We start from the raw sequence: 24614 nt of genomic DNA on the forward strand, positions 1-24614 counted from the left end.
ACGACCCTCGGCCGCGGTCGAGAGAGCAGGGTGGCGAGGGACCCTCCTTGGCGGACCCCTTCTTGGCTCTGGGGAGCGCCTACTACCGCTCAGGCGCGCTCGGGGACGCCGAGCGCGAGTATCTGGCGGGTATCAAGGTGAAACCCGGCTTCGGCGAAGCCCACAACAACCTGGCCGTCGTTTAAATGCTCACCGGCCGCTTCGACGAGGCAGAGGGGGAGATCAGGCTGGCCGAGAAGGCTGGCTTCAAGGTCAGCCCGAAGTTCAAGGACGATCTGGCGCGGCGCTCGAAGGGGCAATAGCCGGCGGGGGCTTTTCTGCCCGGGGAGAGCAGGGCACGGCGGCGTGCCTTTCAGACCTCGAGGATCTCGGCTTCCTTTTTCTTGAGGGCGGCGTTGATCTCCTCGATGTGCTGGTCGGTGAGCTTTTGCACCTCGGCCACCGCGTGCTTCTCGTCGTCCTCGCTGACCTGGTGGTCCTTGAGGAGCTTCTTGAGGTGGTCGTTGACGTCGCGCCGCACGTTGCGGATGGCCACCCGCCCATCCTCCGCGCTTTTGTGGGCGTGCTTGACCAGGGTCTTCCTCCGTTCCTCGGTGAGGGAGGGGATGGGGATGCGGATGATCTTGCCGTCGTTCTGGGGGTTCAGGTCCAAGTCTGAGGTGCGGATGGCTTTCTCGATAGCGGGGAGCAGGGAGGGATCCCAGGGCTGGAGGGTGATGAGGGTGGGGTCGGGGGTGCCTAGGTTTCCCACCTGGTTGAGGGGGGTCGGGTTGCCGTAGTAGTCGACCCGAATCCCGTCCAGCATGGACAGAGAGGCCCGTCCCGTCCGCATGGTCGCCAACTCGCGGAGCACGGTCTCCACGGAGGTATGCATCCGCTGCTTCGCGTCCGCGATCAGAGGTTTGATGGCCATGGGCTACTCCTTGACGAGGGTCCCGATTTTCTCGCCGAGCACGATCCGGCGCAGGTTCCCCTTGCGCTTGAGATCGTAAACGATGATCGGGAGGCGGTTGTCCATGCAGAGAGAGATGGCGGTGGTGTCCATCACCTTCAGGCCCTTCTGCAGCACCTCGAAGTAGGTCAGGCGGTCGAACTTCTTCGCCTTCGGGTTCTTCATGGGATCCGCGTCATAGATGCCGTCCACTTTCGTCCCTTTGAGGATGATGTCGGCCTTGACCTCCATGGCCCGGAGGGCGGCGGCGGTGTCGGTAGAGAAGTAGGGGTTGCCGGTACCGGCCGCGAATATGGCCACCCTCTTCTTCTCCATGTGGCGGATGGCGCGGCGCCGGATGAAGGGCTCCGCCACCTCTTGCATCTCGATGGCGGAGAGCACGCGGGTGAAGACGCCCACCCGCTCGAGAGCGTCCTGGAGGGAGAGGGCATTGATCACGGTGGCGAGCATGCCCATGTGGTCGGCGGAAATGCGGTCCATCCCGGAGGCGCTGTCGGAGACCCCGCGGAAGATGTTGCCCCCTCCCACCACGGCCGCGATTTCCAGACCCAGGTCGTGGATCTCCTTGATCTCCCCCGCCAGGTAGTCGGTGAAGGCCCGGTCTATGCCGAAGGCTTTGTCATCCCCCAGCAGAGCCTCGCCGGAGAGCTTGAGCAGGATCCGGTGGTAGGCGAGGGCCTTCTTGGCGCCGGGCATGGTGCTCCTGCCGTCCGCCCTAATCCTACCGCGGAGCCGGCGCTGACCGAAGACCCTCCGGGTCCGGATCCGGGCGGGCGGATGTTACTCCCTGGCCCGGATCATCCCCGCTAGCGGGGTCCTCGCCCAGCCGGAAGCGGGAGAAGCGGCGGACGACAATGTTTTCCTTCAGAAGGGCGATCTTCTCCTGCACCAGGTCGCCCACCGTAATCTTGCCGTCCTTCACGAAGGGCTGCTCGAGGAGGCAGAAGGCGGCGTAGAAGTCCTTCAGCTTGCCCTCCGCCATCCGCTCCTGGACGGACGCCGGCTTGCCCTGGGCGGCGGCCTGGGCCCGGTAGATCTCCTTCTCCTTCTCGAGGACCGCGGCCGGGACGTTCTCCTTCGCGAGATAGAGCGGAGCAGCGGCCGCGATGTGCATGGCGGCGTCCTTCACCAGAGCCTGAAACTCCGCGGTCTTGGCCACGAAGTCGGTCTCGCAGTTGATCTCCAGCAGCACCCCGATCCTACCCCCGGGATGGATGTAGGACCCGACCAGTCCTTCGCACGCCGCGCGGCCGGCCTTCTTGGCCGCCGCGGCCAGGCCCTTCTTGCGGAGAATCTCGCGGGCGCTCTGGGCGTCGCCCTTGGCCTCGACGAGCGCCGACTTGCACTCCATCATGCCCGCGCCCGTCTCCTCGCGGAGCCTGCGCACCATATCCGCCGAAATGCTCATGGATAATTCCTCATTGAAGGCGATGAGCCGTCACGAATGTCGGGACGACGGTCCCGCGACCGTCCCCGGCCGAGCTCGACCCCGCCCTCAGGCGGGGGTGGTGGGGGCGACGACCGGGGGCCGGGGCTTGGGCCGTCGCACCTCGGCCGCTTCGCCGCCCGTTGTCGCCGGGTCCGGCGTCCGCGCCTCGCGGAGACCGCGGCCGGCAAGCACCGCGTCCGCCATTCGGCTGGCGAAGAGGCGTATGGCGCGCAAAGCGTCGTCGTTACCCGGTATCACCACGTCCACCTCGTCGGGGTCGCAGTTCGTGTCCACTACGCCCACCACCGGGATCCTCAGCTTGCGGGCTTCGGCCACCGCGATCGCCTCCTTGCGGGTGTCGATCACGAAGACGGCATCCGGCACCGACTTCATGGTCTTGATGCCCTGGAGGTTTCGCTCGAGCTTGCCCCGCTCTTTCTCGAGGTGGGCGATCTCCTTCTTGGTCAGCCGCTCGTGGCGCCCGTCCGTCGACATGAGCTCGAGCTCCTTCAGCCGGTCCAGGCTCTTGCGCACGGTGACGAAGTTGGTCAGGAGCCCGCCCAGCCAGCGCTCATTCACATACGGCATCCCGCACCGCTTGGCCTCCTCGGCGATGGCCTCCTGCGCCTGGCGTTTGGTGCCGACGAAGAGGAGGGTCTTGCCTTGGGCGGCCAGATCCTGCACGTACTGCAGGGCGTCCTGGAGCAGGCGGTGGGTCTTCTGGAGGTCGACAATATAGATGCCGTTGCGCTCCCCGAAGATGTAATCCTTCATCTTCGGGTTCCAGCGGCGGGTCTGGTGGCCGAAGTGGACCCCCGCCTCCAGAAGCTCCTTCATGGTCACGGTCGTAGACAAAACTGCCTCCTTAACGCGTCAGCCCCGGGCCGCGGCGGTCCGAGGGCTTTCCGGCCCCGCAGGGCTCGAAATCAACGCTTGCTGAACTGGAACCGACGGCGGGCCCCCTTCTGCCCGTACTTCTTGCGCTCCTTGATGCGGGCGTCCCTGGTAAGGAAGCCGGCCTTCTTGAGCTTGCCCCGGAGTTCCAGGTTGAATACGCAGAGGGCGCGGGAGATGCCGTGCCGTAGGGCCCCGGCCTGGGAGGACACTCCCCCCCCATGGATGACGGCCAGGACGTCGAACTTGTCGGTCGTCTCCGTCAGCGCGAACGGCTGCCGGACGAGCATCTTCAGGGCCTCGTGGCCGCCGAAGAACTCCTCCATGTTGCGCTCGTTCAGCTTCATCTCCCCCGTGCCTGGGCGGAGGTGGACACGAGCGATCGAGGTCTTGCGCTTGCCGGTGCCGTAATACTCTAGGGCGGTCGTGCTCAATGCTCCCCTCTCCTCACTTGACGGGCATCGCCAGGGGCTTCTGGGCTTGGTGGGGGTGGTGGTCGCCCGCGTAGACCTTCAGCTTCTGGAACATGGCCCGTCCCAGCTTGGTCTTGGGGAGCATCCCCCGGATCGCCTCTTCGACCACGCGCGCGGGGTTTTTCCTTCTCAAGTCGCCCGCCGCCACTGATTTCAGGCCCCCCACGTATCCCGTGTGGTGCCGGTAGAGCTTGTCCGTTGCCTTTCTTCCCGTGAGGTGAACCAGAGCGGCGTTGATTACGATCACGTGATCACCTGTGTCCAGGAAGGGCGTGTAGATCGGCTTCCGCTTGCCGGTGAGCGCGGACGCGGCGATCGCGGCCAGCTTGCCGAGGACCTTGCCCTTGGCGTCGATCACGAACCACTTCCGCTCCAGGGGGTCGGCCTTCGGTATGTAAGTCGGCATCCGGTATCCCTCGTGCGCGTCTCCCGCGCGCGCTGCAAACCTTTAACTTATAAAGCATCACGGCCGCTCTGTCAAGGGTATCCCCTGGATTTGCGGCACCTTCCGGGCTCCTTGTGAGGGGAGCGCCCCCCCGCCTCAGCGTAGACGGGCGTGGTCCAAGGCCGGAAGCTCGCGGCGGATCCGGTCCTGGCGCGGGAAGTCGAGCTCGGCCAGAGCCACGCCTTCCCCCTCGGGCGCCTGGGCCAGGACCGCGCCCCAAGGGTCGACGATCATGGCCTGTCCGTGAGAGGCCCGACCCGGCCCGTGGGTGCCGACTTGGGCCGGGGCCAGCACGTAGGCGAGGTTCTCGATCGCCCGGGCGCGCAGCAGCACTTCCCAGTGGGCCTTGCCCGTTCGCTCCGTGAAGGCGGAGGGGACGGCCAGGACGCGGGCCCCCCGGCGGGTCAGCTCGCGGTAGAGCTCGGGGAAGCGCAGGTCGTAGCAGATCGAGAGGCCCATCGGTCCGAAGGGCGCCTCGGCGAGGACCACTTCGTCGCCGGGCACGACGGAACGCGACTCCTTGAGGTGCTCCATCCCCGGCAAGTCGATGTCGAAAAGGTGTATCTTGCGGTAGACGGCCAGGGTGCGGCCGTCCGGACCCAGGAGAAGGGATGTGTTGCGGACGCGCGAGTCGCCGGACACCTTCTCCGGGATGCTCCCGAGCAGGAGGGTGATTCTCAGGCGGCGGGCTAGGTTGGACATGCGGCCCACCCAAGGCCCGTCGAGCGCCTGGGCTTCCGGCACCGGCTGGCCCTCCGCGCGCAGGTAAGCGAAGTTCTCGGGCAGGCCAACGAGGGCGGCGCCGCGGGAAGCGGCCTCCTCGACCAGCCCTTCCGCCGCAGCCAGGTTCCGCTCCGCGTCCGCGGTGGACGTCATTTGCACGGCGGCGGCGAGGATACGACCGTTCCCGCTGGTTGGCGTCATCGCGCCCTCCTTGGGCTCCGGCCCGCGGCCCGCGGAGGCCCCTCGCTCGCGGCCCAGGCCTGACGGCTCTCCCAACGGCAGAGGCCAAAGAGCGGGCAAGCCCCGCAGGCCGGCCGCCGAGCATCGCACACCTTGCGGCCGTGGAAGATGATGAGGTCGGTGGTGCGGGTCCAGCGTTCGCGGGGGATCAGCTTCATGAGCTGGGCCTCGACCGCCACCGGGTCGTCGTCGGCCACGAGGCCTAAGCGATTCGCCACCCGGAGCACGTGGGTGTCCACCGCGATCCCCTCGTTGACGCCGAAGGCATGTCCGAGGACGACGTTGGCGGTCTTGCGGCCGATGCCGGGCAACTGGACGAGCGCGTCCATGCTCGGGGGAACCGCACCGCCGTGACGCGCCACGAGTCCCTGGGCAAAGCCGACCAGGCTGCGCGCCTTGGCGCGGAAGAAGCCGGTCGAGCGGATGATGTCTTCGAGCTCCGCGGAAGGGGCAGCGGCGAGGGCGGCGGGGGTGGGGAAGCGAGCGAACAGGCGGGGGGTGACCATGTTCACGCGCTCGTCGGTGCACTGGGCGGAAAGGATGGTGGCCACCGCGAGCTGGAAGGGGTTGGCGTAGGACAGGGCGCAGGTGGCCTCCGGGTGGGCCTTCTCCAGGATGTCGAGGATCCGCGTCGCGAAGCCCGTGGTCGGGCGTGGCTTGCGCGGCCGGGGTCTGACCGAGCCGAGGCGGCGCGACACGCCCCTGCGCGCGGTCCGGCTCTTCCCGGGGGCCCTCATCCGCAAGATTCTAGCCCGGCTCAGCGGCGGGCGGCCTCGAAGGCCTCGGGGAAGAGGAGAGACTGGGAGTCCGGGCGCTCGAGGCGGCCAAGGCGGACCCGGAGCCCACGCACGCTTGGGCCCGGCTCGAGGAGGGGACCGGCCAAGGCTCGGACCACAGAGCGGAGGGTCTCCTCATCGGAGACCCCCGGGCTGAAACTGTCGCTCCGGCGCACGGCATCCGCGGACCGCTGCACCTCGACCGTCACCTGGCGAGTGCGGAGATTGAAGCCGCGGAGCCGCCGGCAGGCGCGGCTCGCCAGGCCCTCCACCACCGCCTCCAGCGCCGTCCGGTCCGATCGCCGGTCCCGGATGGTCACCTCTTCCAGGATCCAGGCGGGGGGGGCGGTGACGGGGATCGGCTCCTCGTGCTCGCCGCGGGCGGCCGCCCGGAGACGGGGGGCGGCGGCGGCCCCCACGACGGCGGCGAGCGCGGATTCCTCGGCCTGCCCCACATGCCCGAGGGTCGTGAGACCCGCCCGCCGCAGGGCCGCCTCCAGGTGCGGGGGGAGGGCGGCCAGGAACGACAGGGGCTGACCGCTCAGGAAGGACGCTTCGTAGCCCGGCAGGACGAGCAGAAATCCACGCGGCCGGGCCCAAGAGGAGGCAGCCCGGGCGCCCAGGCGGGACGAGGCCATCCCCAGCGAGGCGTCGAGCCCGAGCCGGCGTTGGATTTCGTCCTTGATCTTCTCCGCGGCCGGGACCGGGTTGGGGCCGGACGGATCCTCGGGCGTGAGGTCCACGTAGGCCTCGTCGGCCGAAGGCCGCAGCACGCGGCGGCTGGCCGCGAGCAGGATCGCGGTCACATCGTCGCTGAAGCGGCTGTAGGTGTCGAGATCGCCGCGGCGAAAGACGCCTTGGGGGCAGAGGCGACCAGCCTTGGCCAGGGATTGCCCGGGGCGCACGCCGGCCAGGCGGGCCTCTGGACTGGCCGCGGCCACGAGGGCAGACGAAGCGTCGTCCCCCCCGACGATGACCGGGCGTCCGCGCAGGCCCGGATCCAAGCTCCGCTCGACGGAGACGAAGAAAGGATCAAGGTCAACGTGCAGGATCCGCCGCCGACGTTCGCTCACGTGACAAGCATAGGACGGGACCCAGCCGTAGCGGGTCCGCCGCCGGCGGTCAGTGCAGGGGGCCTTTGGGGGGGGCGAAGGAGTCTTGGTAGAGGCGGAAGTTCTCCTGGAGGGCGGCGATGAGGCCGGGGATCATCTGCACGGGTACGACCATGCGGGCCCGGACGGGCGCTTTCACGATGTGGGTCGTCTGGGCTTGCTGGACCTCGCGCTCGCTGATGGGCAGCATCTCGCAGAAGGTCAGGGTGAAGTCGAAGGGCGAGTTCTGGATCGAGCAGAAGTTGCTATAGACGCGGGGGACGTTCGAGGTCTCGTCGGGCACGACCGTGAAATTGACGGATTTCTTCTCGTTCTCCATGGGGTGGGCGGGCCTCCGGCGGCCAGTTTACTGCGTCTAGTACTTGCGGAGCACGCCGATGACGACCCCCTGGACCCGGAGGTCGCCCTCGTCCACGAGAATTGGCCTCATCCGGGCGTTGGCGGGCTGAAGCCGCACACGCCCATCTGCTTCGCGATAGAGCTTCTTCAGGGTAACGTTCTCGCCCTCCAGGAGGGCGATCACCATCTCTCCGTCGCGAGCGACCTTCCGGTTCTCGACGATGACGTAGTCGCCGTCCCGGATCTGCTCGTCGATCATCGAGTCTCCCTTGACCTGGAGGACGTAGGTCTCCCCCCGTCCCAGCATGTCCTCGGGTACGTAGATGGTCTCGGTGGACTCAATGGCCTCTATGGGGGTCCCGGCCGCGACCCTTCCCAGCAGGGGCAGTTCCACGGCGCGGACCACGACCTCGGTGGGGACCAGCTCGAGGGCCCGGCTTCGGTTCCAGGCCCGCTTGATGAGGCCCTTCCCCTGCAGGTTGGTGAGGTGCTTGTGGACGGTGGCCAGGGAACTGAGCCCGAAGTGATCACCGATCTCTTCGATGGTGGGAGCGTAGCCTTTGCGGTCGATGTGCCGGGTGAGAAAGTCCAGGATCTCTTTCTGGCGCCGGGTCAGATGCACGACCGACAGCTTAGGCGAAACTTAGGCGAAAGTCAAGCCGGGGTCGCGATCGGTCAGGGCTTCGCGCGCCCAGATCGATGGCTCGGCAGGGGCGAGGCGGGCGGGCCCGCGCGCGCGACCGGACCGCGATCCGAGAACGTGTGGCGGACGCTGGGGGGGATCGAGGACGGGACCGACTGCCCCCGGAAGGCGTGGCGGCGGACGGAGAAGCGGGGCAACGCTACAAAGCCGCCATAGGGCAGGTAGGGGACTCCCGCCGCACCGTAACCCAGGCCCATGCCGCCGTAGCCGGCTTCGGCCTGCTGGGCCTCGGCTTCCGCGGCGCGCGCTCGGGCCTCGGCCTCACGCGCCCGGGCCTCGGCCTCGCGTGCCCTGGCCTCGCCCTCCACCCGAGCCCCGTACGCGGCATCCGCCTCCGCCTCCTCGCGCAAAAGCGCGGCATGCTCCGCCAGCGTCACCCAGCGCCCGTCGAAGGGAACCAGGCCGCGGGCGCGATACCCTTCTTCGGCGCTGGCCCAGTGATCGCCCACGAGGACCCGGCCCAGGGCTTCATTGGCCTCGCCGTTGGCGGGGTCGATCGAGAGAGCGTGCGTGAAAGCCTCGCGCGACTGGGTGAGCAGGTCCTGCTGACGGGCCCACCGTCCCAGGGCCAGCCAGCCCGCGAGGTCAGTGCGGGAGAGTCCCGAGGCACGCTCGCGATAGAGGGCGAGGGGAGTGGGGCCTTCCTGGATGGCGAGTACGCGCGAAAGGGGCAGGGTGACAAGCCCGGGCCCCACCTCTACGACGACGGACGACGCCGTGCGCTCGACGATGACACCCGTCACCTTGCCGCCTCCCTTGAGCAAGACTTCGTCCGCACCCGCCAGGGTCGGGGTAAAGCAGAGAAGAACCAGGACGGCTCGGCGCATGGCACCCTCCTGCTCCACTATGAACCTCAGGCCCGGAGGGGTCAACGGGAAAAGCGATCCCTGGAGGGTAGAATGCCCAGCGCCCATGGTGCGCCGGACGACGTGGACGTCTGCGGCCGGATGGGCGACCTTGGCTGCCGTGGCGTGCCTGGCCCTAGGTGGGGCGGCGGCCCGCCCGAATGGGCTTCTCCTGGGCGTGCCGGGCGTCGCCGGCCTCCTCCTGATCATCCTCGGTTCGACTGCGGCGGCAACCTGGGGGGCTGCCTCCTCCGTGGGCATGGCCGGCCTGGGCCTGCTCTTGCCGCTGCTGCTCCTCCTGTCCGGCTTGCCTCTCCCGGGGGTGCGGGCGGTTTCCGGGCCTCCCCTTTTCGCCCTTGTGCTGGCGGTGGTGGCGGTCGTCCTAAGCCAGGCGGCCCCTCGGCTCTCCCGCGCGGTCTTCCTGCCCGTCGTCTTCTTGCTTTACGCCGGCATCGCCGCCCGCTCGCAACTCCAGGTTGGGCCCGAGGGTGATGAGCCGCAGTACCTCATGGTGGCGGACAGCCTTTGGCATGAGGGCAACCTTTCGCCAGAGAAGGGGTTTTCCGAGGGCCGGTACCTGGCCTTTCATGACGGCCCGCTCGCCCCTCACTACCGGGTCCGGGGCAAGGGCGGACAGATCTACTCGCTCCACGCGGTGGGCCTCTCCCTCCTCATCTTGCCGGTTTATGCGCTAGGAGGTTATCCGGCTGCCTCCTTTTTCATGGCCCTCCTTACGGCCCTCCTGGCCTGGCAGATTCGGGAGTTATTGCGGACCGGCACCGGATCCGACCCCTTGGCGGAGGGAATGGGGTGGGTTGTCGCGTTGAGCCCTCCGCTCATCCACTATGCAGGCCTGATCTTCACCGAGGTGCCCGCGGCGCTGATCCTCGCCACCGTGCTCCGGCAGGCCCAAGACGTGAAGGGTTGGAAGTTACAGACCGCCCTCGGCTTGGGCATGGGGTTGGCCTTCTTGCCCTGGCTGAACATCCGATACGCTCCTCTAGCCCTCATCCTGCTCGTTTACGGCCTTTGGAGCCGGCCAGGGCGGTCCCGGTCCCTGGCTTTAGCCCTTCCGAGTCTGGTTTCCGCGCTGGGAATCGCCGCGTATCATTCCGTCCTTTATGGATTTTTTGACCCTCGCCGGGTCTACGGTCGGCGGCCCGAGATATCGCTCACCAACGTTCCCGAGGGTTTGCCGGGTCTTTTGCTGGATCAGGAGTTTGGCCTGCTGGTGTACGCCCCCCTCTTTGTTCTGGCCCTTCCCGGGTTTTGGTCGCATTGGCGCAAAGATCGCAAGCAGTCAATCACGTCGATGGCCCTCCTGGCCGTGGTTTTCTTGACCGCCGCCTCGTGGCCGATGTGGCGAGGGGGCTTCAACCCCCCTGCCCGGTTCCTCGTGCCCGTTATCCCAATCCTGGCCCTGCTCAGCAGCCTGGCCGTCCAGCGGGGACTGGGAGCGGGGGGGGCCCTTCTCATCGGGTGGAGCCTTTGGGCCGGCGTTCTGGGGGCCTGGGAGCCCCGCCTGGTCCACCGCGATCGGGACGACACCGCGCCCCTCTTCAGGGCCTATTCCGGGGCTGAGGAGTGGACGCGGCTGCTTCCCGGCCATGTCCTTGCAGATCCTGACCGTTACCGCCTGAGCCTGGTCTGGGGCGCCGCGCTCGTGCTGGCCGTCAGCCGACGGCGATCGCCGGCGACCCCGACCCGAATGGCTGCGGCCTCGCTGGGCCTCATTGCGGCTGCCGGCATCGCCTCGTCCCTGTCGCACGCTCGGGTGGGCGGCCGGGATGCAGTGCGGTTGATTGGGCAGCGGGCGCTCGAAGTGCCGGGCTGGGCTTGGGCGGGCCCGGCCGCCCGTTGGGGTCCCTCGGATCTCGCCTGGGGGCCCCTTTACGAGCCTCATCGGCATCCCGAGGGCGCCGAACTGGGTAGCCGTTTGACGCTGCCCGCTGGGCGGTATCGGATCGTTCTTGAAGCGGAAAATCTAGCTCCGACGCAATCTTCCCCTGTCCTCGTCGCACGCCCGGACGCTCCTGGGGCGCCGGAGGGCCTCTGGCCCTTGGCCCCGGTGGGTCCCGGCTGGACCGGCGTCTTCGAGGTGCGGCAGGGCGGAGCCGTGACCCTTCTTGTCCGGGGGGGAGGGCCTTTCCTTCTGCACTCATTGAGCTTAGAGCCTCAACCCTCGAGAGTAGATCCGGTCTAATCCACCGAGGGGAGGAGGACACCGATGAAAAGGCACCTCTTGTTGGCGATGGGCGTGCTCGCCGCGGGCGGAGCGGCTTTGGCCGCCCTCCCGGATCCCGATCCCGCGGCGGCGGGCCCGGATATGGCGCGGATGCAACAGCAGGCGGGGCTCACGGATGCCCAGGTCACCCAGCTTAAGAAACTCTGGGGCGACCAGCGAAAACTGGCCATCCGACGGCGGGCTGACATGGCGATCGCCCGTATGGAGATGGAGGAGCTGCTCGATGTCCCCTCTATCGACGAGAAGGCCCTGAACGCCAAGGTGAAAGAGCTGAGCGACTTGCAGGCGGCGACCCTGCGCTCGCGGGTGGATGCCCAGCTGGCCCTCCGGAAGGTCGTCACCCCCGACCAGCACCAAAAACTCCGAAATCTGCTCCGCGAGCAGCGGTGGCGCGGACGGGAAGGTCCTCCGCAGCGGGGCGAGCGCCGGCCCGGGCCGGGTGGGGCGGGCGGGGGAGACCGTGAGAGGGATGACGAGGGGGCGGACACGCCGGGGGCGCCTCGTTGACAGCCTGCTAAGCTCGGTGCGACAGTGGGTTCCACCGTGACCGCAGAGACGCTCGTTTCACCCTTCGCCCTGGCCGTGGCCGGGGAGAGGCCGCCCGCCTTGGGGTCGCGCCTCCACGTGGAGGACCGCGAGGCCGTCGAGGCCTGCCAGGGCGGGGAGCGCGAGGCCTTCGACCGGCTCGTGGAAAGGTATCAGCGGGACGTCTATCGGCTCTGCTACCGCTACGTGAACAACCACGAGGACGCCAACGACATGGCCCAGGAGGTGTTCATCAAGGCATACCGGGCCTTGGGCCGTTTCCGGGGCGACAGCTCGTTCTCGACCTGGCTCTACCGGATCGCGGTCAACACCTGTCTCAACTTTCGCGCCTCCCGCCGCCCTCCGGGGGAGGAGCTTCCCGAGGGCCTTCCGGACACCTCGGCGGCCGTGGGGGAGCAGCTGGAGAGGGAGGAACAAGCGCGGCGGGTTCGCGAGGCCGTCCGCCGTTTGCCCGAGAAGCAGCGCGCCACCTTGATCCTGAAGATCTACAACGACCTCACGCATCAAGAGGTGGCCGTCATTCTTGGCTCGACGGTGGGGACGGTGAAGGCAAACCTCTTCCATGCCCTTGGAAACCTCCGGCGCATCCTGGCCGTGGCGGGCGGGGAGTGAAGTCGATGGCAAAGCACCTGTCGGAAGAGAGACTGCTGGATGTCGTGGAAGGCGCCGCGGATGGGGACGCGCGCGCGCACGTGACCGTCTGCTCCGCCTGTCGGCGCCGCGTGGACGAAGCTGCGCTCGGCCTCGCTCTCGCCCACGAGGCGGAGGTGCCGGAACCAACCCCGCTGTATTGGGAGGCCTTCCGGCGCCAGGTGGGCCGGCGCCTCGTCAGCGAGGATCGGACCTCCTGGTGGTGGAGGCTGGTTCCCCTGCTGGCCGCGGCCGCCGCCCTCGTGGTCATCGTTCCCAGCCTCAGGGCGCCTGCGGTCGCCCCGGGGTCGCTAGCCCCGGTCGTCCCCGCCTGGTCGGCGCTGCCCCCTTCGGAGGAGGATCCGGGATGGGTCGTTCTCCAGGGCCTGGCGGCATCGGATCCGGAGCTGGCTCCGCCGAGGGAGGGCCGGGGCGTGGCCGAGCTTTTGGGCGACCTGTCGGAGGAGGAGAGCCTGGCCTTGACCGATGCGCTGCGAAAGAAACTGAAGGAGGGCGAGCTGTGAGCTCTCTCCTCCTGGTCGCCGGCCTCGCCCTTCTGAGCGCCGCTGGTCCCACCCAGACTCCCGGCCCCCCCGCGCCCCGCAGCGGCCCGGGCTTGGAGGCGGCGAAGATGATCGATGCCTACATCGTGAGCAACCTCCAGGAGAGCCTCGGTCTCAGCGACGAGCAGTTCGTGAAGCTGCTGCCGCTGGTTCGCCATCTTCAGAGCGACCGCCGTGACTTCGTGCAGCGGCGCAACAAGACGGTGCGGGAGCTGCGACGGGAGCTGAACTCGGGCACGGCCACCGAGCCGCAGGTGCTGGACACCTTGCGGGAGCTGAAGGCACTGGAGAGCGACGGGCCTTGGAAGGTCCAAAAGAGCCTGGAGGCGATCGACGCCGCCCTGACCCCTCTCCAGCAGGCCAAGTTCCGGGTTCTCGAGATCGAGGTCGAGCAGAAGATCCGGGAGCTCATGAACCAGATACGCCGCCAGGGACAGCCTGCGGACCGTCCCCCCCGGGATCGCCCGGCCCAGGACCCCTGACCCGCTAGCGGAGGCTTGGCGAGCGGTCCGGAGGCTTGCCGCTCTTTCGGTCGTCCCCTATACTGCGGCGTCATGGCAAAGAGCAGCGGCGGCCAGGGACGAGGGCCGAGGACCGGAAAGCCGGGGAAGACCTCGCCCGCAAAGCCGGCGCGGAGGCCCGTGAAGCCTCCCGTCGCGGCAAAGGCGGCTAAGGCCAAGCCCAGAAAAGGCGGCCCCGGGCCGCGCCCCGCGCGCGGGGAGGGTCCTGCCAAGGCGGGTGAGCGCCCAGGCGCCTCCCGGCCGGGCCGGAGGAGGGGAGACATCGGCCGCCGCCCTCCGGTGGCCAAGGCGGCACCCCCCGCCCCGCGCGACGAGAATGCGCTCAGCGAGGAAGACGCCATCCGATCCGCTAAGTTCCTTCCCCGCGATCTGCCCCCGCGTCTGTTCGAGGAGGAGCGTTTCCTCTTCCCGGAGAGCTACGGCGTCAACCGCGTCCGGCTCCTGGTCAAGGATCCGGAATGGCTCTTCGCCTATTGGGATGTGAACCCGGCATCGTTGGGCGATCTGGGCCAGGGCCTGGGGGAGCGGGCGCTAGCGGTGTCGCGGCTCACCCTGCGCATCAAGGATCCTGTCCACGGCGGCTCGAGCGACATCCTCCTGCCCCCGGGAGCCCGCTGGTGGTACGTCCGGGGCGATTCCGCTTCCCGCTCCTACCGGGCCGAGCTCGGCGTGACCCTGCCTTCGGGCGAGTTCCGTCGGCTGGCGGAGAGCAACACCGTGGTGACTCCGCGCGTGGGGCCATCCTCGCAAAGAGCCACCCGCCGGATAACCTATAGCCAAGTGCCGGCCATGCCCCCGCAAGCGCCGGGGACGGGAGAGGCGGACGAGAGCCGGACGTCCCCCGGTCAGGCGGTCGGGCCCTGGCAGGGGCCGTCCGGCGACGGACTCCGCTCCGGACCGGGCGCGCCCCGCGAGCCCACCCCGGCCGGGCCGGGTGGGGCGAGCGACGCCTTCTCGCCGGGCGGGGCCAGCGACGTCTTTCGGCGCTAGAAGCCCTTTATGCCTGCCGGGTACTGGTGTCCGGTCCTCCACGCCCACCTTCCGTACGTGCGGCATCCCGAGTACCCGCAGTTCCTCGAAGAGGACTGGTTCTTCGAAGGGCTGACCGAGACCTACGTCCCTCTCGTGGCGGCCCTCGACGGCCTACTCGCGGATGGCGTGGACTATCGGCTCACCATGACGCTCTCGCCCCCGCTCATTTCCATGATGACGGACGGGCTCCTTATCGCCCGGTACCACCGCTACCTGGACAGCCTCCTGGACCTGGCTGGGCGCGAGGTGGAACGGACGCGGCACGCCGACCACCGCTTCCACGACGTGGCCCAATTCTACGTTCACGAGTTCGGCCGGATCCGGCACGTCTTCCGCGATGTCTACGGCTCGAACCTGCTCCAGGCTTTCCGCAAACACCGTGACGCAGGCAAGCTGGAGATCATCACCTGCGGCGCCACCCACGGGTTCCTGCCCCTCATGGATCCCGTGCCCCAGGCCGTGCGCGCCCAGGTGCATGTGGCGGCCCAGCACTACCGAAAGCATCTCGACCGCGATCCCATAGGAATCTGGCTCCCCGAGTGCGGGTACTTCCCGGGGCACGAGACCTTCCTCCGGGAGGTCGGCCTCCGCTTCAGCTTCCTGGAGGCCCACGGGCTCACCGACGGCCACCCCCGGCCCAGCTACGGGGTCCACGCCCCGATTGTCTCCCCGGGGGGCATCGTCTTTTTCGGTCGGGACATGGAGTCCTCGCGACAGGTGTGGAGCGCGGAGTCGGGCTACCCCGGGGACCCTGACTACCGCGAGTTCTACAAGGACGTGGGGTGGGAGCTTCCCCTCGACTACCTGGCGGACTTCCTGGGGGGCGGTCCGCGCCGAAACCTGGGGATCAAGTACTACCGGGTCACGGGCAAGGTGGGGCTGGGGGACAAGCAGCCCTACGTTCGCGCCTGGGCCCTGGAGAAGGCCGCCACCCACGCCGGCAACTTCCTCCAGAACCGCCAGAAGCAGGTGCAGCACTTGGCGGGGACGATCAGCCGCCCGCCAATCGTGGTGAGCCCGTACGACGCGGAGCTCTTCGGGCACTGGTGGTTCGAGGGCCCGGATTTCCTGAACTACCTCTTCCGCAAGATGCACTTCGACCAGGAGGTGGTGAAGCCCATCACGCCCTCGGAATTCCTCCAAAAGTTCCCGGAGCTCGAGGTCGTCCAGCCCCCCATGTGCACCTGGGGGGCCAAGGGCTATGCGGAGGTGTGGCTGAATCCGGGCAACGACTGGATCTACCCTCACCTGGACATGGCCGCCGAGCGCATGGTGGAGCTGGCCCGGCGCTACCCGGCGCCGAACGATCGCGAGCGACGGGCCCTGAATCAGGCGGCCCGGGAGCTGCTCCTCGCCCAGGCTTCCGACTGGGCTTTCATCATGAAGACGGGCACCACCGTGGAGTACGCCAAGAAGAAGACCCGGGACCACATCGCGCGGTTTGACTACCTCTACCGCGTGCTCTCCGGCGGGTTCCTGGAGGAGCCGATCCTCCGGGAGTTCGAAGACCGCGACAACATCTTCCCCGACATCGACTATCGGGTGTACACGCCGTAGGGGGTGTGGCTTTCGAACTGGGACAGGAGCGTTTTCCGCCCGGCGCCGTCTCGTTCTCTCCCCTCGAATCGACCGGACGAATTGCGGGCGAGCCATTCCGACTGTGAGCCTCGGTCGGTTCGGCGGTCCTTGACAGGCTCTCGGGCCGCGTAGTACGGTCCCCACATCCCTCGGCCTCTCTCGGTTCCTGCACGCGCGGGGATCCGTTTCGCTGCCGTTGTCCGCCACCGCTGAAGGGCGGCCCGCTCACGAGGAGTCTGCCATGGCTCGCGTCCTTTCTTTCTTCGGAGTCCCGCTTGGAGTCCTGGGCCTCCTCTGCGCTCCGGCCCAGGGTCAAGAAGTCGACGCTTCCGCCGGACCTGCCCCGGAGCAGGCTGAGGTCACAGGAGCGGTCCACCACGATGCCTCCCTGCCCCTCTGGCTCTTGCCCCCGGCCGCGCGGGTCCCTCGCCCTGACCACGAAACCAAGCCCCTGCCCCGTCCCCTTCGAGTCGGACCCCCGCTCGCCGACCAGGCGCTGCAGGCGGACGTGGCTCCGGCGCTTGCACCCGCCCCGCGCGTAAACGTGGACGGAGTGGGAGACGGTTTCAGCGGCCCGTCGGGCACATTCGTCGTCAACTCCGCCCCCTCCGACTCGAATGGAGACGTGGGCCCGAACCACTATGTGGAGACGGTCAACACCGACTTCGCGGTCTTCGACAAGACCGGCGCGCCGGTTTTTGGCCCGGTGCCGATCAACACCCTCTGGAGCGGCTTCGGGGGGGACTGCCAGGCGAACAACGATGGCGACCCCATCGTGAGCTATGACCGGATCGCCGACCGCTGGGTCATCACGCAGTTTTCGGTCACGGGCGCGAACGGGACCACGAGACCGTTCCTGCAGTGCGTGGCCGTGTCCAAGACCCCTGATCCGACGGGCGCGTACTACCGCTACGCGTTTCCTTACGCGAGCTTTAATGACTACTCCAAGCTCTCGGTGTGGCCGGACGCCTACTACATCACCTTCAACATGTTCGATCCCACGGGGACGCTGTTCCAGGGGGCCAAGGCCTGCGCCTACGACCGGGCGAAGATGTTGCTCGGTCTGCCCGCCACGCAGCAGTGCTTCAGCACCAGCGTCTTCTTTGGCGGGCTGCTCCCCGCCCACGTCAACAGTGCGCTTCTCCCCCCCGCCGGCGCGCCCAACCCGCTCGTAGCCCTGGGGGCGGCCGTGAACCAGCTCGCGGTCTGGAAGTTCCACACGGACTGGACAACCCCCGCCAACAGCACGTTCACGGGGCCCACGACGCTCTCCACCGCGGCCTTCAGCGAGGCCTGCGGCCTCTCGGGACCCTGTATCCCACAGCTGGGAGGGGGCTCGCTCGACTCCCTGGGGGACCGTCTCATGTACCGCCTCGGCTACCGCAACTTCGCCGACGGCCACCAGTCGCTGGTCGTCAACCATTCGGTCACCGCGGGATCGAGCATCGGCGTGCGATGGTACGAGCTTCGCCTCGACGCGGGCGGTAACCCAAGCCTCTTCCAGCAAGGCACCTATGCGCCCGATGCTAACTACCGCTGGATGGGTTCGATTGCCCAGGATAGGGACGGCAACCTGGCCCTGGGCTTCAGCGTTTCCGGCTCCGGGTTGAAGCCGCAGATCCACTACACGGGTCGGCTCGCCGGCGACCCGGCGGGACAGATGACACAGGGAGAAGGGGCCATCATCGACGGGGCCGGGGCCCAGGGTGCCAGCCTCCAGCGGTGGGGCGACTACTCGATGATGGCGATCGACCCCAGCGACGACTGTACGTTCTGGTACACCAACCAGTACCTTCCCGCGGACGGCACCTTCAACTGGCGGACCCGCATCGGCTCCTTCCGCTTCCCGGAGTGCGGGACTACCGCGCCCGTCATCACCCTCAGGATCAACGGGCAACATCCGACCCCGCCCGTGGTCACGGTCAGCGGCCCCACCCTGCTGACTCTGGATGTGTCGCCCGGCACCCTCACCGCTCCCGTCGATTGGTACTGGGCGTTTGACTTCAACGGAACGCTCTTCTGGGTGACCTCGGGTGGCATCTCGACCACGCCCGCGCCGTGGTTCCACGCGCCCCCCGTGGCCTTGACCAACGTGACGCTTTTCAACCTTACCTTGCCCCCCGCCAGTACCATCACCAACCTCGTCTTCATGGCGGATGGGGCGAGCGCCCTGAGCTTCGACTTCATCACGGCAACGCGACCCTAGGCCAAAGAAGGGTTCAGCCAGGCCCACGCGATCAGCTTGGGGGGCTCCCCGAGCTCTGCTTGTGCGGAGCGGTCAAGGAACGCCAGAGGTGCCTTGCCCCCTGGAAGAGAAGGCCGGTTAGCCCCCAGATCGAGACCAGGGGGTCGAGCACGTAGTCCCAGAGGTTGGTGGATTCGTGCCCGCCGAGGGCGTAGGCGAGAACGGCCCCGGCCAGGCAAAGGCTCACCAGGGGCAGCCGTTGAAGCCAGGCGGCCAGGGCCAGGAGCAGCACCAAGCCGACGAACCAGGGCGTGGCGTAGCCCAGGCGGTAGGGGTCGACGGGGCCGAGGCCCAGGGCAAAAGGATAGAGGGCGAGGCCGCCCCCGGCCACGACGCCTTGGAGGGCGAGCCGGCTCCGGGGGTCGATGGGGCCCCAGCCAAAGAACGGCCGGCCGAGCGCGCGCAGGAGCAAAACGGTGGTGGTGAGGCTCAGGTCGCCCAGGACGCCACGGACATAGCCGGCGGGCGTTAGCCCCCCGAGGGGGGCCAGGGCGAGGATGGCGGTCGCCGCCAAGAGGAGGGCAAGGCCGGCGCGGGGGAGGCGGCGGACCCCGGGCCAGAGCAGGGGCGCGGCCGCGATCAGGAGGGCGGCGCTCCAAAGCCCGGCGAGATCAGTGGGGCTCGGCATGGGAAGCACCCGACAGCTGTTGGTCCAGCCAGGCCCGATTGAAACGGACGTGCTTGATGAGCGTCCGGTTCCAGGCGTAGACCAGGTGAAAGTCTCCGTCTCGGGTCTGGATCAGGGACGGGTACGAGAACTCGAAATGATACCGGTCGCCCCAGCGCATGGCCCGCTTGACGGCGGGGCCGTAGGCGCTGGGGTCGGCGAGGGCGGAGTCCGAGGCGCGGGCCAGCCGCTCGATGATCCGGAGATAGCGCCCCTCGTCGGGGGGCCGTTCCCGCCGGGCCAGTTGGTCCTCCAGCTGATGCACGGTCTCCCAGCTTTCCCCGCCGTCCCCGGAGATCACCAAGGACAAAGCGTCCCGGTCGACCTCGATGTTGTTGAGGGCGACCAGGAGTCGACCGTCGGGCAGCACCACCCCGGAGAGGGCGGCGTCCGGGTTGGACAGGGTCGACCAGGTCGGTCGGGTCCAGTGCTGTCCCGCGTCCCGGGTCACGCACCGGACCACGCGAGGGTGCCGTTCGGGGCCCGCGTAGCGCATGAGGGCCACCGCCTCGCTCGGGCCTCTCACCAGGACCACCGGCTGCAGGCCGAAGCCGCTGGGGCTCAGCCGCTGTTTGTCGATGACCCGGCCCGCCCCGTCCAGGCGCAGGAGCTCTGCGAACTGGCCGATGAACTCATGGTAGACGGGGAGGCCCATGGTTCCATCGGCGTAGAGGAAGGGCGCCCCCCGGACGAGGGTGCTCACGTTGACGAAGGGAGAGGTGATGAGCCGTCGAGGGGCACTCCAGGCCTCTCCCTCGTCGGAGGAGGTCATGGCGGTGATGGAGCTGCCGGCCCAGCCCCCCACCGAGACCGTGACGTAGAAGAGCCACAGCCTTCCGTCCGCGGCGCGGCCCGCGGTGGGGTTCCCGACCTTCTTGACGAGCCGCCGCACCGAGGCCTGCGTGCTCTCCCGGCTCGCGACCGTGGTCTCCCCGCTCCAACCGCCCCGATGGGGGTCGAAGACGGCGCTTCGGATCTCGACGTCCTCCGCTCCTTCGCGGCTGCCCGCATACCAGAAAGCACGCACGCGCCCGTCCTTGAGCTCCACCAGGGAGGCGGCGTGGGCCTGGGTGTTGTTGCGGGCGGAGACGAAGGCGCTGTCGAAGCGGGGCTCGTCGGGCCCCCGCTCTACCGGGGAAGAGGCTCGAAAGGGTGCGGGGGGGAGACCGGGGTTTCTCAGGATGGCCGCGCCAAATGAGAAGAGGATGAGGGCGAGGAGGAGGGGCGGACGAGAGGGGGCGCCGCCGGGCGCGTTCGTGCCCATCATCATCAACGGGGGCTCGAGCTAGGGGCGGGGTCCCCGGGGCCGGAAGCGCGGGGCGGGGAGGCGAGCAGGAGCTCCTTGATGAAGAGCTGACGATCGATCCCCCCGAGGAGGAGCTCCCGCAGCTCGCGCGAGTTGTGGCGCCCCTTTAGATCCAAGCGCTGGCCGAGGAGGGTGGCCTCCGGCGGGATCGGGTCCGCGAGGGCCTGGCGGACGGCCACGATGGGAAACCGTGCGAGGAGCGCGGGGGCGGTTGACTCCGGCCCTTCGCGGTAGCCGCGCAGGTCCGCGCCGGGGAGCAAGAAGCGATAGCGCTCATCGCCCGCGATGAAGTCGTAGGGTACCCCCACCTCCTTGCCCTTGAGGTACTGCTGAATCTGCGGCTGGTAACGGCCCCGGGGGCCCTCGAAGGGCCGGAGGAAGGCGGCGAAGCACAAGAATCCCAGGAGGATGGGGGCGTGGACGCAGGCATGGGTGAGTCGTGGCCGGCCCAGACCGACGAGAACCACGGCTTCGGTGCCCAGCAGGAGCAGCCAGTGTCCCCACCCAAAGGGCGGCATGCCGCCGGCGGCGGCCTCTTGCAGCCGGACCGACAAGTACGCGATCCCCGTCACCACCGTCGCGGTCAGAAGGAGGGTGAGGACAAACGCCCGCCTGCTGATCCGGTGCCAGTTGAGGGCGAGGAGAACGGCCAGCGCGGGCATGGCGGGCAGGAGGTAGCGGCTCGACCGCTGGCTCGGAAGACTGAAGGTCAGAAACAGGGTGAAGACCCAAATCCAGAGCAGTTTTTCCTCGTCCGTCAACTCGTGGCGCCTCTTGAAGGCGATCAGGAAGAGCGCCAACACCGGGACGGCGAGCAGGCCGGCGTTCACGGGATAGCCGAGGGCCAGGCTCCAGATGCTGGAGGCGCCGCTCAGGAGCTGCCGCCAGTAGCCGCCCGGGGAGGCAAACTTGCCGAGGTTCTCGGCAAGGACAAACTCCCTCCAAATGGCCCCCGGATCCGGGTCGAGGAGGAACCAACTACTGAAGAGGGCGAGGGAGATCGACGTGGCGAGCACGACCTTCTGCGCGTCCTTGGTCAGAAACTCCGCGAGCCGGTAGCGGCGGTGGTGCCAATACCACCAAGCGAGGCCGAGGCTGGCGGGTGCGGCGAGGGCAAACGACTTGTAAAGGAGGGCGAGGCCAATCGCCAAGCCGGCGAGGATGGGGAAGACGAAGCGGGAGTCGAAGGCGAACGGGTGCCAGTAGAGAAGAGCGAAGAAAGGCAGTCCGAGCCACAAGACCTCGGCCGGACTTGTGAGAAAGGGTCGCCCAAAGCGATAGGTGCTGAAGAAGGCCATGAAGCTCAACCCGCCCAAAAAGCCCGTCTCCAGGCGATGGGACAGCTTCCAGGCGAGCAGGAACACTGTCGCCGCCGTGAGCAGGGTATAGAGGACGCTGGGGTAACGGAGGTTCCACAGGGTCCAGTCTCGCCCCCCGTCCGTAGAGGCGATCCCTTGCCAGAACAGCAGCGGGGGCTTGGTGTTGCGCATGTCGGGCAGTTCCGACCGGAGGGGCAGGAGCCGGCCGCTGAGCGCGGTCAGGCGCGCGATGTGCTCGTAGGGGCACTCATCGCCGTTCTTGGGGATGTGCTGTCCGTCGAGGCCGTAGAAATACGCACCCACGGCCAGCAGGGCGACGAGTGCGTGCCAGGCGAGGCCCGACGGGCCCCCCGTGGGGCCCACGGAAACCGGCGTCTTGGCGGAGGGATCGCCGCTCATGGGTGGCCCCGGGGCGTCGTCCGCTCGCCCACGGTTGGAGCCGGCTATGGTTGGCTCCGGGTCTCCCCGCCGGACCCCGCCGCGTCCGCGGTCGGTACCAGCGAGTCCGCGGTCTGCGGCGGGGTGGGGGCGCTCAGGAGCTCTCCCCGGAGGCTCAGCCGCTGGGCGCGGGCGCCCAGGAGCTCCTCCTGGGCGCGAACGACCTCGTCGTGGGCGTCCGCGACCGCGACCTCCCGGCTCTCCACCTCCGCGGCCCGGGCGCGGCCTTCGGCCTCGAGGGTCCGGGCCACTTGAAGCTCCCCCTGCGCCACTCCCTCCGCGCGGCGAGCAAGGCTCGTGCGGGCGGTGGCGCGGGCGAGGGCGGCCTCCGCCCGCCGCACCTGCAACTCGAGCTCTGACTCCCGGGCCCGGCGTCGGGCCAGGACCCCCTCTCGGTCGGCCTGGACGCGGGCGGCGGCGTCCGCGGCGCGGCCGCCCGTCCAAAGGGGGAGCCCGACCCAGAGGCCCGCGCTCCAGTTGTCGGCCTTGAAGGTCCGATAGAAATCGTCGTATCCGGAGTAATGCACGAGCCGGGAATACTGGGCGGCGACGTTCACGACTGGCGCCCACCACCGACCACGCCAGGTCTCGGCCCGCTCCAGGCTGTGGGCGGCCGCGTCCAGCCCGCGGAGCTCCCCGTCGGCCGTCCGCGCCAGGGCCAGGTCGTCGCCTTCTCGGGAGTCGGGCAGGCTGGTCAGGGGATCGCCGAGGAGGCGCAAGGGGGTGTTCGCGGCCCAGCCGATGAGCAGGCGCAGCTCGAGCTGGTCGAGGTCGCGGTCGGATTCGCGGTCGAGCCGGGTCTGGCGGGCCTGGGCCTCCAGGAGGGCGGCGCGCTCCACCTCGAGCGGTGTGGCGCGCCCCTCCGCGAGCAGGGCCTCCGCCTGCGCGCGGAGCCGGCCGTAGGCCTCGAGGCGCCGCTGGGCATCCGCGAGCCGGGCTTCGTCGGCCCAGCATCGGCCGTAGGCCGCCACCACCGCCCGCGCGGTCGTGACCCGGGCGGCCTCGAGGCGCGCCCGCGCCAACGACCACCGGGAGCGTGCCTCGTAGGCGTCGGCGCGACGGGCGGGATCGAAGAGGGCCTTTCGGACCTCGACCTCCGCGATGGCGGGAAGCCGACCACCCGTTCCTCCGGGTAGGCCCTGGGCGTAGCCCGGTGTCGTGGTCAGCACGGCCTCGGGGTTGAGGGCGTCCTCGGCCAGGCGCGCGCCGGCCGCCCCTTCGTTCTCGTTCGCGAAGGCCACGGCCACCTCGGGGGCGTGGGCGAGGGCGAGCTCGATCGCCCGCTCCAGGCTGATCGGCTCGGGGGCTTGGGCCCGGCTGGAAGGGCCGAAGGCAGAGACCATGACGGCCAGGATCGGCGCCCAGGTCCAGGGGAAGAAGGAACGGTCATTCATGGCGAAGGGCCTCCACGGGATCGAAGGATGCGGCGCGCCGGGCGGGCACGACCCCGAACAGCACCGTGACGCAGCAGGAGAAGAGTACGGCCAAGAGGGCGGAGGCCATGGAGATGGACACCGCGACCTCGGGCCAGACGAGCTGGGCGAGGAGGGGAAGACCGAGGCCGATGGCCGCCCCCGCGGCGGAACCGGCACCGCCGAGCAGGAGCGCCTCCAGCAGGAATTGGGCGAGGATGTCGCTCCGGCGGGCCCCCAGGGACTTTCGGAGTCCGATCTCGCGTGTTCGCTGCTCCACGGAGACGAGGAGCACGTTCATGATGCCGACCCCCCCCACGAGCACGGAGACCGCGGCCACGATCACGAACACCCCCATGAGGCCCCAGGAGATGCGGTTGGCCATTCCGATCACGGTGGCCATGCTCTCGACCTCATAGCGGGAGCCGCTGTGATGGCGTTCGGCCAGGATCTGGCGGGCCGCCTGGGAAGCGTTCGCGATCTGCTGGAAGTCGCGGACCTCGGCGAAGAGCGTGCTGACCCTGCGCTCGGGCGTGAACAGCCAAGCGGTCGTGATGGGGACGAAGATCGAATCGGGAGTCACGTCGCCCTGCCCCAGGGTGTCCACCGGCTCCTCGAACTCGCCCACCACTGCGAACGCCACCCCCAGATTGCGGACCATCTTGTCGGGGGAGTCGTCGTTGGCGAAGAGCTCCTCGTACAGGTGGCGGTTGACCACGCACACTTTGGCCCGCGTGCGGACGTCGTCCTCGTCCAAAAAGCGCCCGCGCAGCACGCGCAGGTTCTTGCGGACCCGGGGATAGTTCGCGGTCGTGCCGAGGACGGTCAGGTCCACCATGCGGGCGAGGGCGGGGGTCTGGCCGTGGAGGATGAGCAGGGGGGTCACGCCGGAGAAAAGGTCGGTACGCTCCAACCAGGCGGTCAGGTCGCCTTCGTTGATGCGGTCGCTGAGATCGCGGGCCACCCCCGAGGTCACGGTCCCGGTGTAGCTGGCCCAGATGAGGTGCGAGCCCACGCCCTCGATCTGGGACATCACAAAGCCCCGCCCGGTGAGGCCCAGGGACACGGAGATGATGATGGAGGCCGTGCCCACCACGAGGCCGGCCAGGGTCAGTGCGGTCTGGAAGGGGTGGGTGCGGAAGCGCTGGAGGGCGGTCTCGAGAATCTCGGGCCGTCTCATC

26 protein-coding genes are annotated in these 24614 nt (G+C 68.8%); 9 read left to right on the top strand and 17 right to left on the bottom strand.

Going from position 1 to position 24614, the window contains the following annotated elements; genetic code table 11:
* Positions 1–47 precede the first annotated feature (47 nt).
* A complete protein-coding gene (locus VN461_14740; GenBank protein ID HXB56039.1) occupies positions 48–185 on the top strand; it encodes a hypothetical protein in 138 nt (45 codons plus the stop codon).
* A gap of 167 nt (positions 186–352) precedes the next feature.
* Here the strand turns inward: VN461_14740 and frr are convergent, their stop codons facing one another.
* From frr to VN461_14800, 12 genes are all read right to left on the bottom strand, one after another.
* Entirely contained in the window at positions 353–913 is a 561-nt protein-coding gene (frr, locus tag VN461_14745; GenBank protein HXB56040.1) for a ribosome recycling factor, read from the bottom strand.
* 3 nt (positions 914–916) lie between these two features.
* A complete protein-coding gene (gene pyrH, locus VN461_14750; protein HXB56041.1) occupies positions 917–1648 on the bottom strand; it encodes a UMP kinase in 732 nt (243 codons plus the stop codon).
* Between the two features lie 25 nt (positions 1649–1673).
* Positions 1674–2360 carry a translation elongation factor Ts gene (gene tsf, locus VN461_14755; protein HXB56042.1) on the bottom strand — a complete coding sequence of 229 codons (687 nt, stop codon included), beginning with the start codon at positions 2358–2360 and terminating at the stop codon, positions 1674–1676.
* An 87-nt stretch (positions 2361–2447) separates the two neighbouring features.
* Positions 2448–3218, bottom strand: coding sequence for a 30S ribosomal protein S2 (rpsB, locus tag VN461_14760; GenBank protein HXB56043.1), 771 nt, complete (start codon positions 3216–3218; stop codon positions 2448–2450).
* A gap of 89 nt (positions 3219–3307) precedes the next feature.
* Complete coding sequence (rpsI, locus tag VN461_14765) at positions 3308–3709, bottom strand: 30S ribosomal protein S9 (GenBank protein ID HXB56044.1); 402 nt, start codon at positions 3707–3709, stop codon at positions 3308–3310.
* 13 nt (positions 3710–3722) lie between these two features.
* Positions 3723–4154, bottom strand: coding sequence for a 50S ribosomal protein L13 (rplM, locus tag VN461_14770; protein ID HXB56045.1), 432 nt, complete (start codon positions 4152–4154; stop codon positions 3723–3725).
* A gap of 135 nt (positions 4155–4289) precedes the next feature.
* Positions 4290–5117 (bottom strand): carbon-nitrogen hydrolase family protein, encoded by an 828-nt coding sequence (locus tag VN461_14775; GenBank protein ID HXB56046.1) that lies wholly within the window; start codon positions 5115–5117, stop codon positions 4290–4292.
* On the bottom strand, positions 5114–5893 hold the full coding sequence (gene nth, locus VN461_14780) for an endonuclease III (GenBank protein ID HXB56047.1): 780 nt from the start codon (positions 5891–5893) through the stop codon (positions 5114–5116). Before nth ends, VN461_14775 begins: the two co-directional genes overlap by 4 nt.
* Positions 5894–5913: 20 nt before the next feature.
* The gene (locus VN461_14785) at positions 5914–7005 is read right to left on the bottom strand and encodes a hypothetical protein (GenBank protein HXB56048.1); all 1092 of its coding nucleotides are present in this window, start codon (positions 7003–7005) and stop codon (positions 5914–5916) included.
* 49 nt (positions 7006–7054) lie between these two features.
* Complete coding sequence (locus VN461_14790; GenBank protein HXB56049.1) at positions 7055–7363, bottom strand: DUF3467 domain-containing protein; 309 nt, start codon at positions 7361–7363, stop codon at positions 7055–7057.
* Between the two features lie 36 nt (positions 7364–7399).
* Positions 7400–8005 carry a transcriptional repressor LexA gene (gene lexA, locus VN461_14795; protein HXB56050.1) on the bottom strand — a complete coding sequence of 202 codons (606 nt, stop codon included), beginning with the start codon at positions 8003–8005 and terminating at the stop codon, positions 7400–7402.
* Between the two features lie 53 nt (positions 8006–8058).
* Positions 8059–8913, bottom strand: a complete 855-nt coding sequence (locus tag VN461_14800; protein ID HXB56051.1) for a hypothetical protein — start codon at positions 8911–8913, stop codon at positions 8059–8061.
* A 130-nt stretch (positions 8914–9043) separates the two neighbouring features.
* Here VN461_14800 and VN461_14805 point away from each other — a divergent pair, with 130 nt between their 5' ends.
* From VN461_14805 to VN461_14840, 8 genes are all read left to right on the top strand, one after another.
* Positions 9044–11134, top strand: coding sequence for a hypothetical protein (locus tag VN461_14805; GenBank protein ID HXB56052.1), 2091 nt, complete (start codon positions 9044–9046; stop codon positions 11132–11134).
* A gap of 24 nt (positions 11135–11158) precedes the next feature.
* Positions 11159–11683 carry a periplasmic heavy metal sensor gene (locus VN461_14810; GenBank protein ID HXB56053.1) on the top strand — a complete coding sequence of 175 codons (525 nt, stop codon included), beginning with the start codon at positions 11159–11161 and terminating at the stop codon, positions 11681–11683.
* A gap of 36 nt (positions 11684–11719) precedes the next feature.
* Positions 11720–12334, top strand: coding sequence for a sigma-70 family RNA polymerase sigma factor (locus tag VN461_14815; protein ID HXB56054.1), 615 nt, complete (start codon positions 11720–11722; stop codon positions 12332–12334).
* Positions 12335–12339: 5 nt separating this feature from the next.
* A complete protein-coding gene (locus VN461_14820; GenBank protein ID HXB56055.1) occupies positions 12340–12876 on the top strand; it encodes a hypothetical protein in 537 nt (178 codons plus the stop codon).
* Complete coding sequence (locus VN461_14825) at positions 12873–13397, top strand: hypothetical protein (protein ID HXB56056.1); 525 nt, start codon at positions 12873–12875, stop codon at positions 13395–13397. The genes VN461_14820 and VN461_14825 overlap by 4 nt, the downstream gene beginning before the upstream one ends.
* Positions 13398–13556: 159 nt before the next feature.
* Entirely contained in the window at positions 13557–14426 is an 870-nt protein-coding gene (locus tag VN461_14830) for a DUF4912 domain-containing protein (GenBank protein HXB56057.1), read from the top strand.
* Positions 14427–14435: 9 nt separating this feature from the next.
* On the top strand, positions 14436–16025 hold the full coding sequence (locus tag VN461_14835; protein HXB56058.1) for a 1,4-alpha-glucan branching protein domain-containing protein: 1590 nt from the start codon (positions 14436–14438) through the stop codon (positions 16023–16025).
* 262 nt (positions 16026–16287) lie between these two features.
* Positions 16288–18252 (top strand): hypothetical protein, encoded by a 1965-nt coding sequence (locus VN461_14840; GenBank protein ID HXB56059.1) that lies wholly within the window; start codon positions 16288–16290, stop codon positions 18250–18252.
* Positions 18253–18283: 31 nt separating this feature from the next.
* Here VN461_14840 and VN461_14845 read toward each other — a convergent pair whose 3' ends face one another.
* Genes VN461_14845 through VN461_14865 form a run of 5 tightly spaced genes read right to left on the bottom strand, consistent with a single transcriptional unit; the run spans position 18284 to position 24613 of the window.
* Positions 18284–18919, bottom strand: coding sequence for a hypothetical protein (locus tag VN461_14845; GenBank protein ID HXB56060.1), 636 nt, complete (start codon positions 18917–18919; stop codon positions 18284–18286).
* On the bottom strand, positions 18903–20228 hold the full coding sequence (locus VN461_14850; GenBank protein HXB56061.1) for a sialidase family protein: 1326 nt from the start codon (positions 20226–20228) through the stop codon (positions 18903–18905). The genes VN461_14845 and VN461_14850 overlap by 17 nt, the downstream gene beginning before the upstream one ends.
* Positions 20228–21982: a phospholipid carrier-dependent glycosyltransferase gene (locus VN461_14855; protein ID HXB56062.1), complete on the bottom strand. Its 1755-nt coding sequence runs from the start codon at positions 21980–21982 to the stop codon at positions 20228–20230. Before VN461_14855 ends, VN461_14850 begins: the two co-directional genes overlap by 1 nt.
* 44 nt (positions 21983–22026) lie before the next feature.
* Positions 22027–23415: a TolC family protein gene (locus tag VN461_14860; protein HXB56063.1), complete on the bottom strand. Its 1389-nt coding sequence runs from the start codon at positions 23413–23415 to the stop codon at positions 22027–22029.
* Entirely contained in the window at positions 23408–24613 is a 1206-nt protein-coding gene (locus tag VN461_14865; GenBank protein ID HXB56064.1) for an ABC transporter permease, read from the bottom strand. The genes VN461_14860 and VN461_14865 overlap by 8 nt, the downstream gene beginning before the upstream one ends.
* Position 24614: the final 1 nt, after the last annotated feature.

It is taken from the genome of Vicinamibacteria bacterium (genome assembly GCA_035570235.1).
Taxonomy (GTDB): Bacteria; Acidobacteriota; Vicinamibacteria; order Fen-336; family Fen-336; genus DATMML01.

What these genes read in the sequence shown, in the direction of transcription:
- VN461_14790 (HXB56049.1), bottom strand. Translation starts at nt 7,363, where the DNA reads ATGGAGAACGAGAAGAAATCCGTCAATTTCACGGTCGTGCCCGACGAG.
- tsf (HXB56042.1), bottom strand. Translation starts at nt 2,360, where the DNA reads ATGAGCATTTCGGCGGATATGGTGCGCAGGCTCCGCGAGGAGACGGGC.
- VN461_14775 (HXB56046.1), bottom strand. Translation starts at nt 5,117, where the DNA reads ATGACGCCAACCAGCGGGAACGGTCGTATCCTCGCCGCCGCCGTGCAA.
- VN461_14810 (HXB56053.1), top strand. Translation starts at nt 11,159, where the DNA reads ATGAAAAGGCACCTCTTGTTGGCGATGGGCGTGCTCGCCGCGGGCGGA.
- pyrH (HXB56041.1), bottom strand. Translation starts at nt 1,648, where the DNA reads ATGCCCGGCGCCAAGAAGGCCCTCGCCTACCACCGGATCCTGCTCAAG.
- nth (HXB56047.1), bottom strand. Translation starts at nt 5,893, where the DNA reads ATGAGGGCCCCCGGGAAGAGCCGGACCGCGCGCAGGGGCGTGTCGCGC.
- VN461_14835 (HXB56058.1), top strand. Translation starts at nt 14,436, where the DNA reads ATGCCTGCCGGGTACTGGTGTCCGGTCCTCCACGCCCACCTTCCGTAC.
- VN461_14800 (HXB56051.1), bottom strand. Translation starts at nt 8,913, where the DNA reads ATGCGCCGAGCCGTCCTGGTTCTTCTCTGCTTTACCCCGACCCTGGCG.
- VN461_14865 (HXB56064.1), bottom strand. Translation starts at nt 24,613, where the DNA reads ATGAGACGGCCCGAGATTCTCGAGACCGCCCTCCAGCGCTTCCGCACC.
- rpsB (HXB56043.1), bottom strand. Translation starts at nt 3,218, where the DNA reads ATGAAGGAGCTTCTGGAGGCGGGGGTCCACTTCGGCCACCAGACCCGC.
- frr (HXB56040.1), bottom strand. Translation starts at nt 913, where the DNA reads ATGGCCATCAAACCTCTGATCGCGGACGCGAAGCAGCGGATGCATACC.
- VN461_14845 (HXB56060.1), bottom strand. Translation starts at nt 18,919, where the DNA reads ATGCCGAGCCCCACTGATCTCGCCGGGCTTTGGAGCGCCGCCCTCCTG.
- VN461_14855 (HXB56062.1), bottom strand. Translation starts at nt 21,982, where the DNA reads ATGAGCGGCGATCCCTCCGCCAAGACGCCGGTTTCCGTGGGCCCCACG.
- VN461_14840 (HXB56059.1), top strand. Translation starts at nt 16,288, where the DNA reads ATGGCTCGCGTCCTTTCTTTCTTCGGAGTCCCGCTTGGAGTCCTGGGC.
- rplM (HXB56045.1), bottom strand. Translation starts at nt 4,154, where the DNA reads ATGCCGACTTACATACCGAAGGCCGACCCCCTGGAGCGGAAGTGGTTC.
- VN461_14850 (HXB56061.1), bottom strand. Translation starts at nt 20,228, where the DNA reads ATGATGATGGGCACGAACGCGCCCGGCGGCGCCCCCTCTCGTCCGCCC.
- VN461_14820 (HXB56055.1), top strand. Translation starts at nt 12,340, where the DNA reads ATGGCAAAGCACCTGTCGGAAGAGAGACTGCTGGATGTCGTGGAAGGC.
- VN461_14860 (HXB56063.1), bottom strand. Translation starts at nt 23,415, where the DNA reads ATGAATGACCGTTCCTTCTTCCCCTGGACCTGGGCGCCGATCCTGGCC.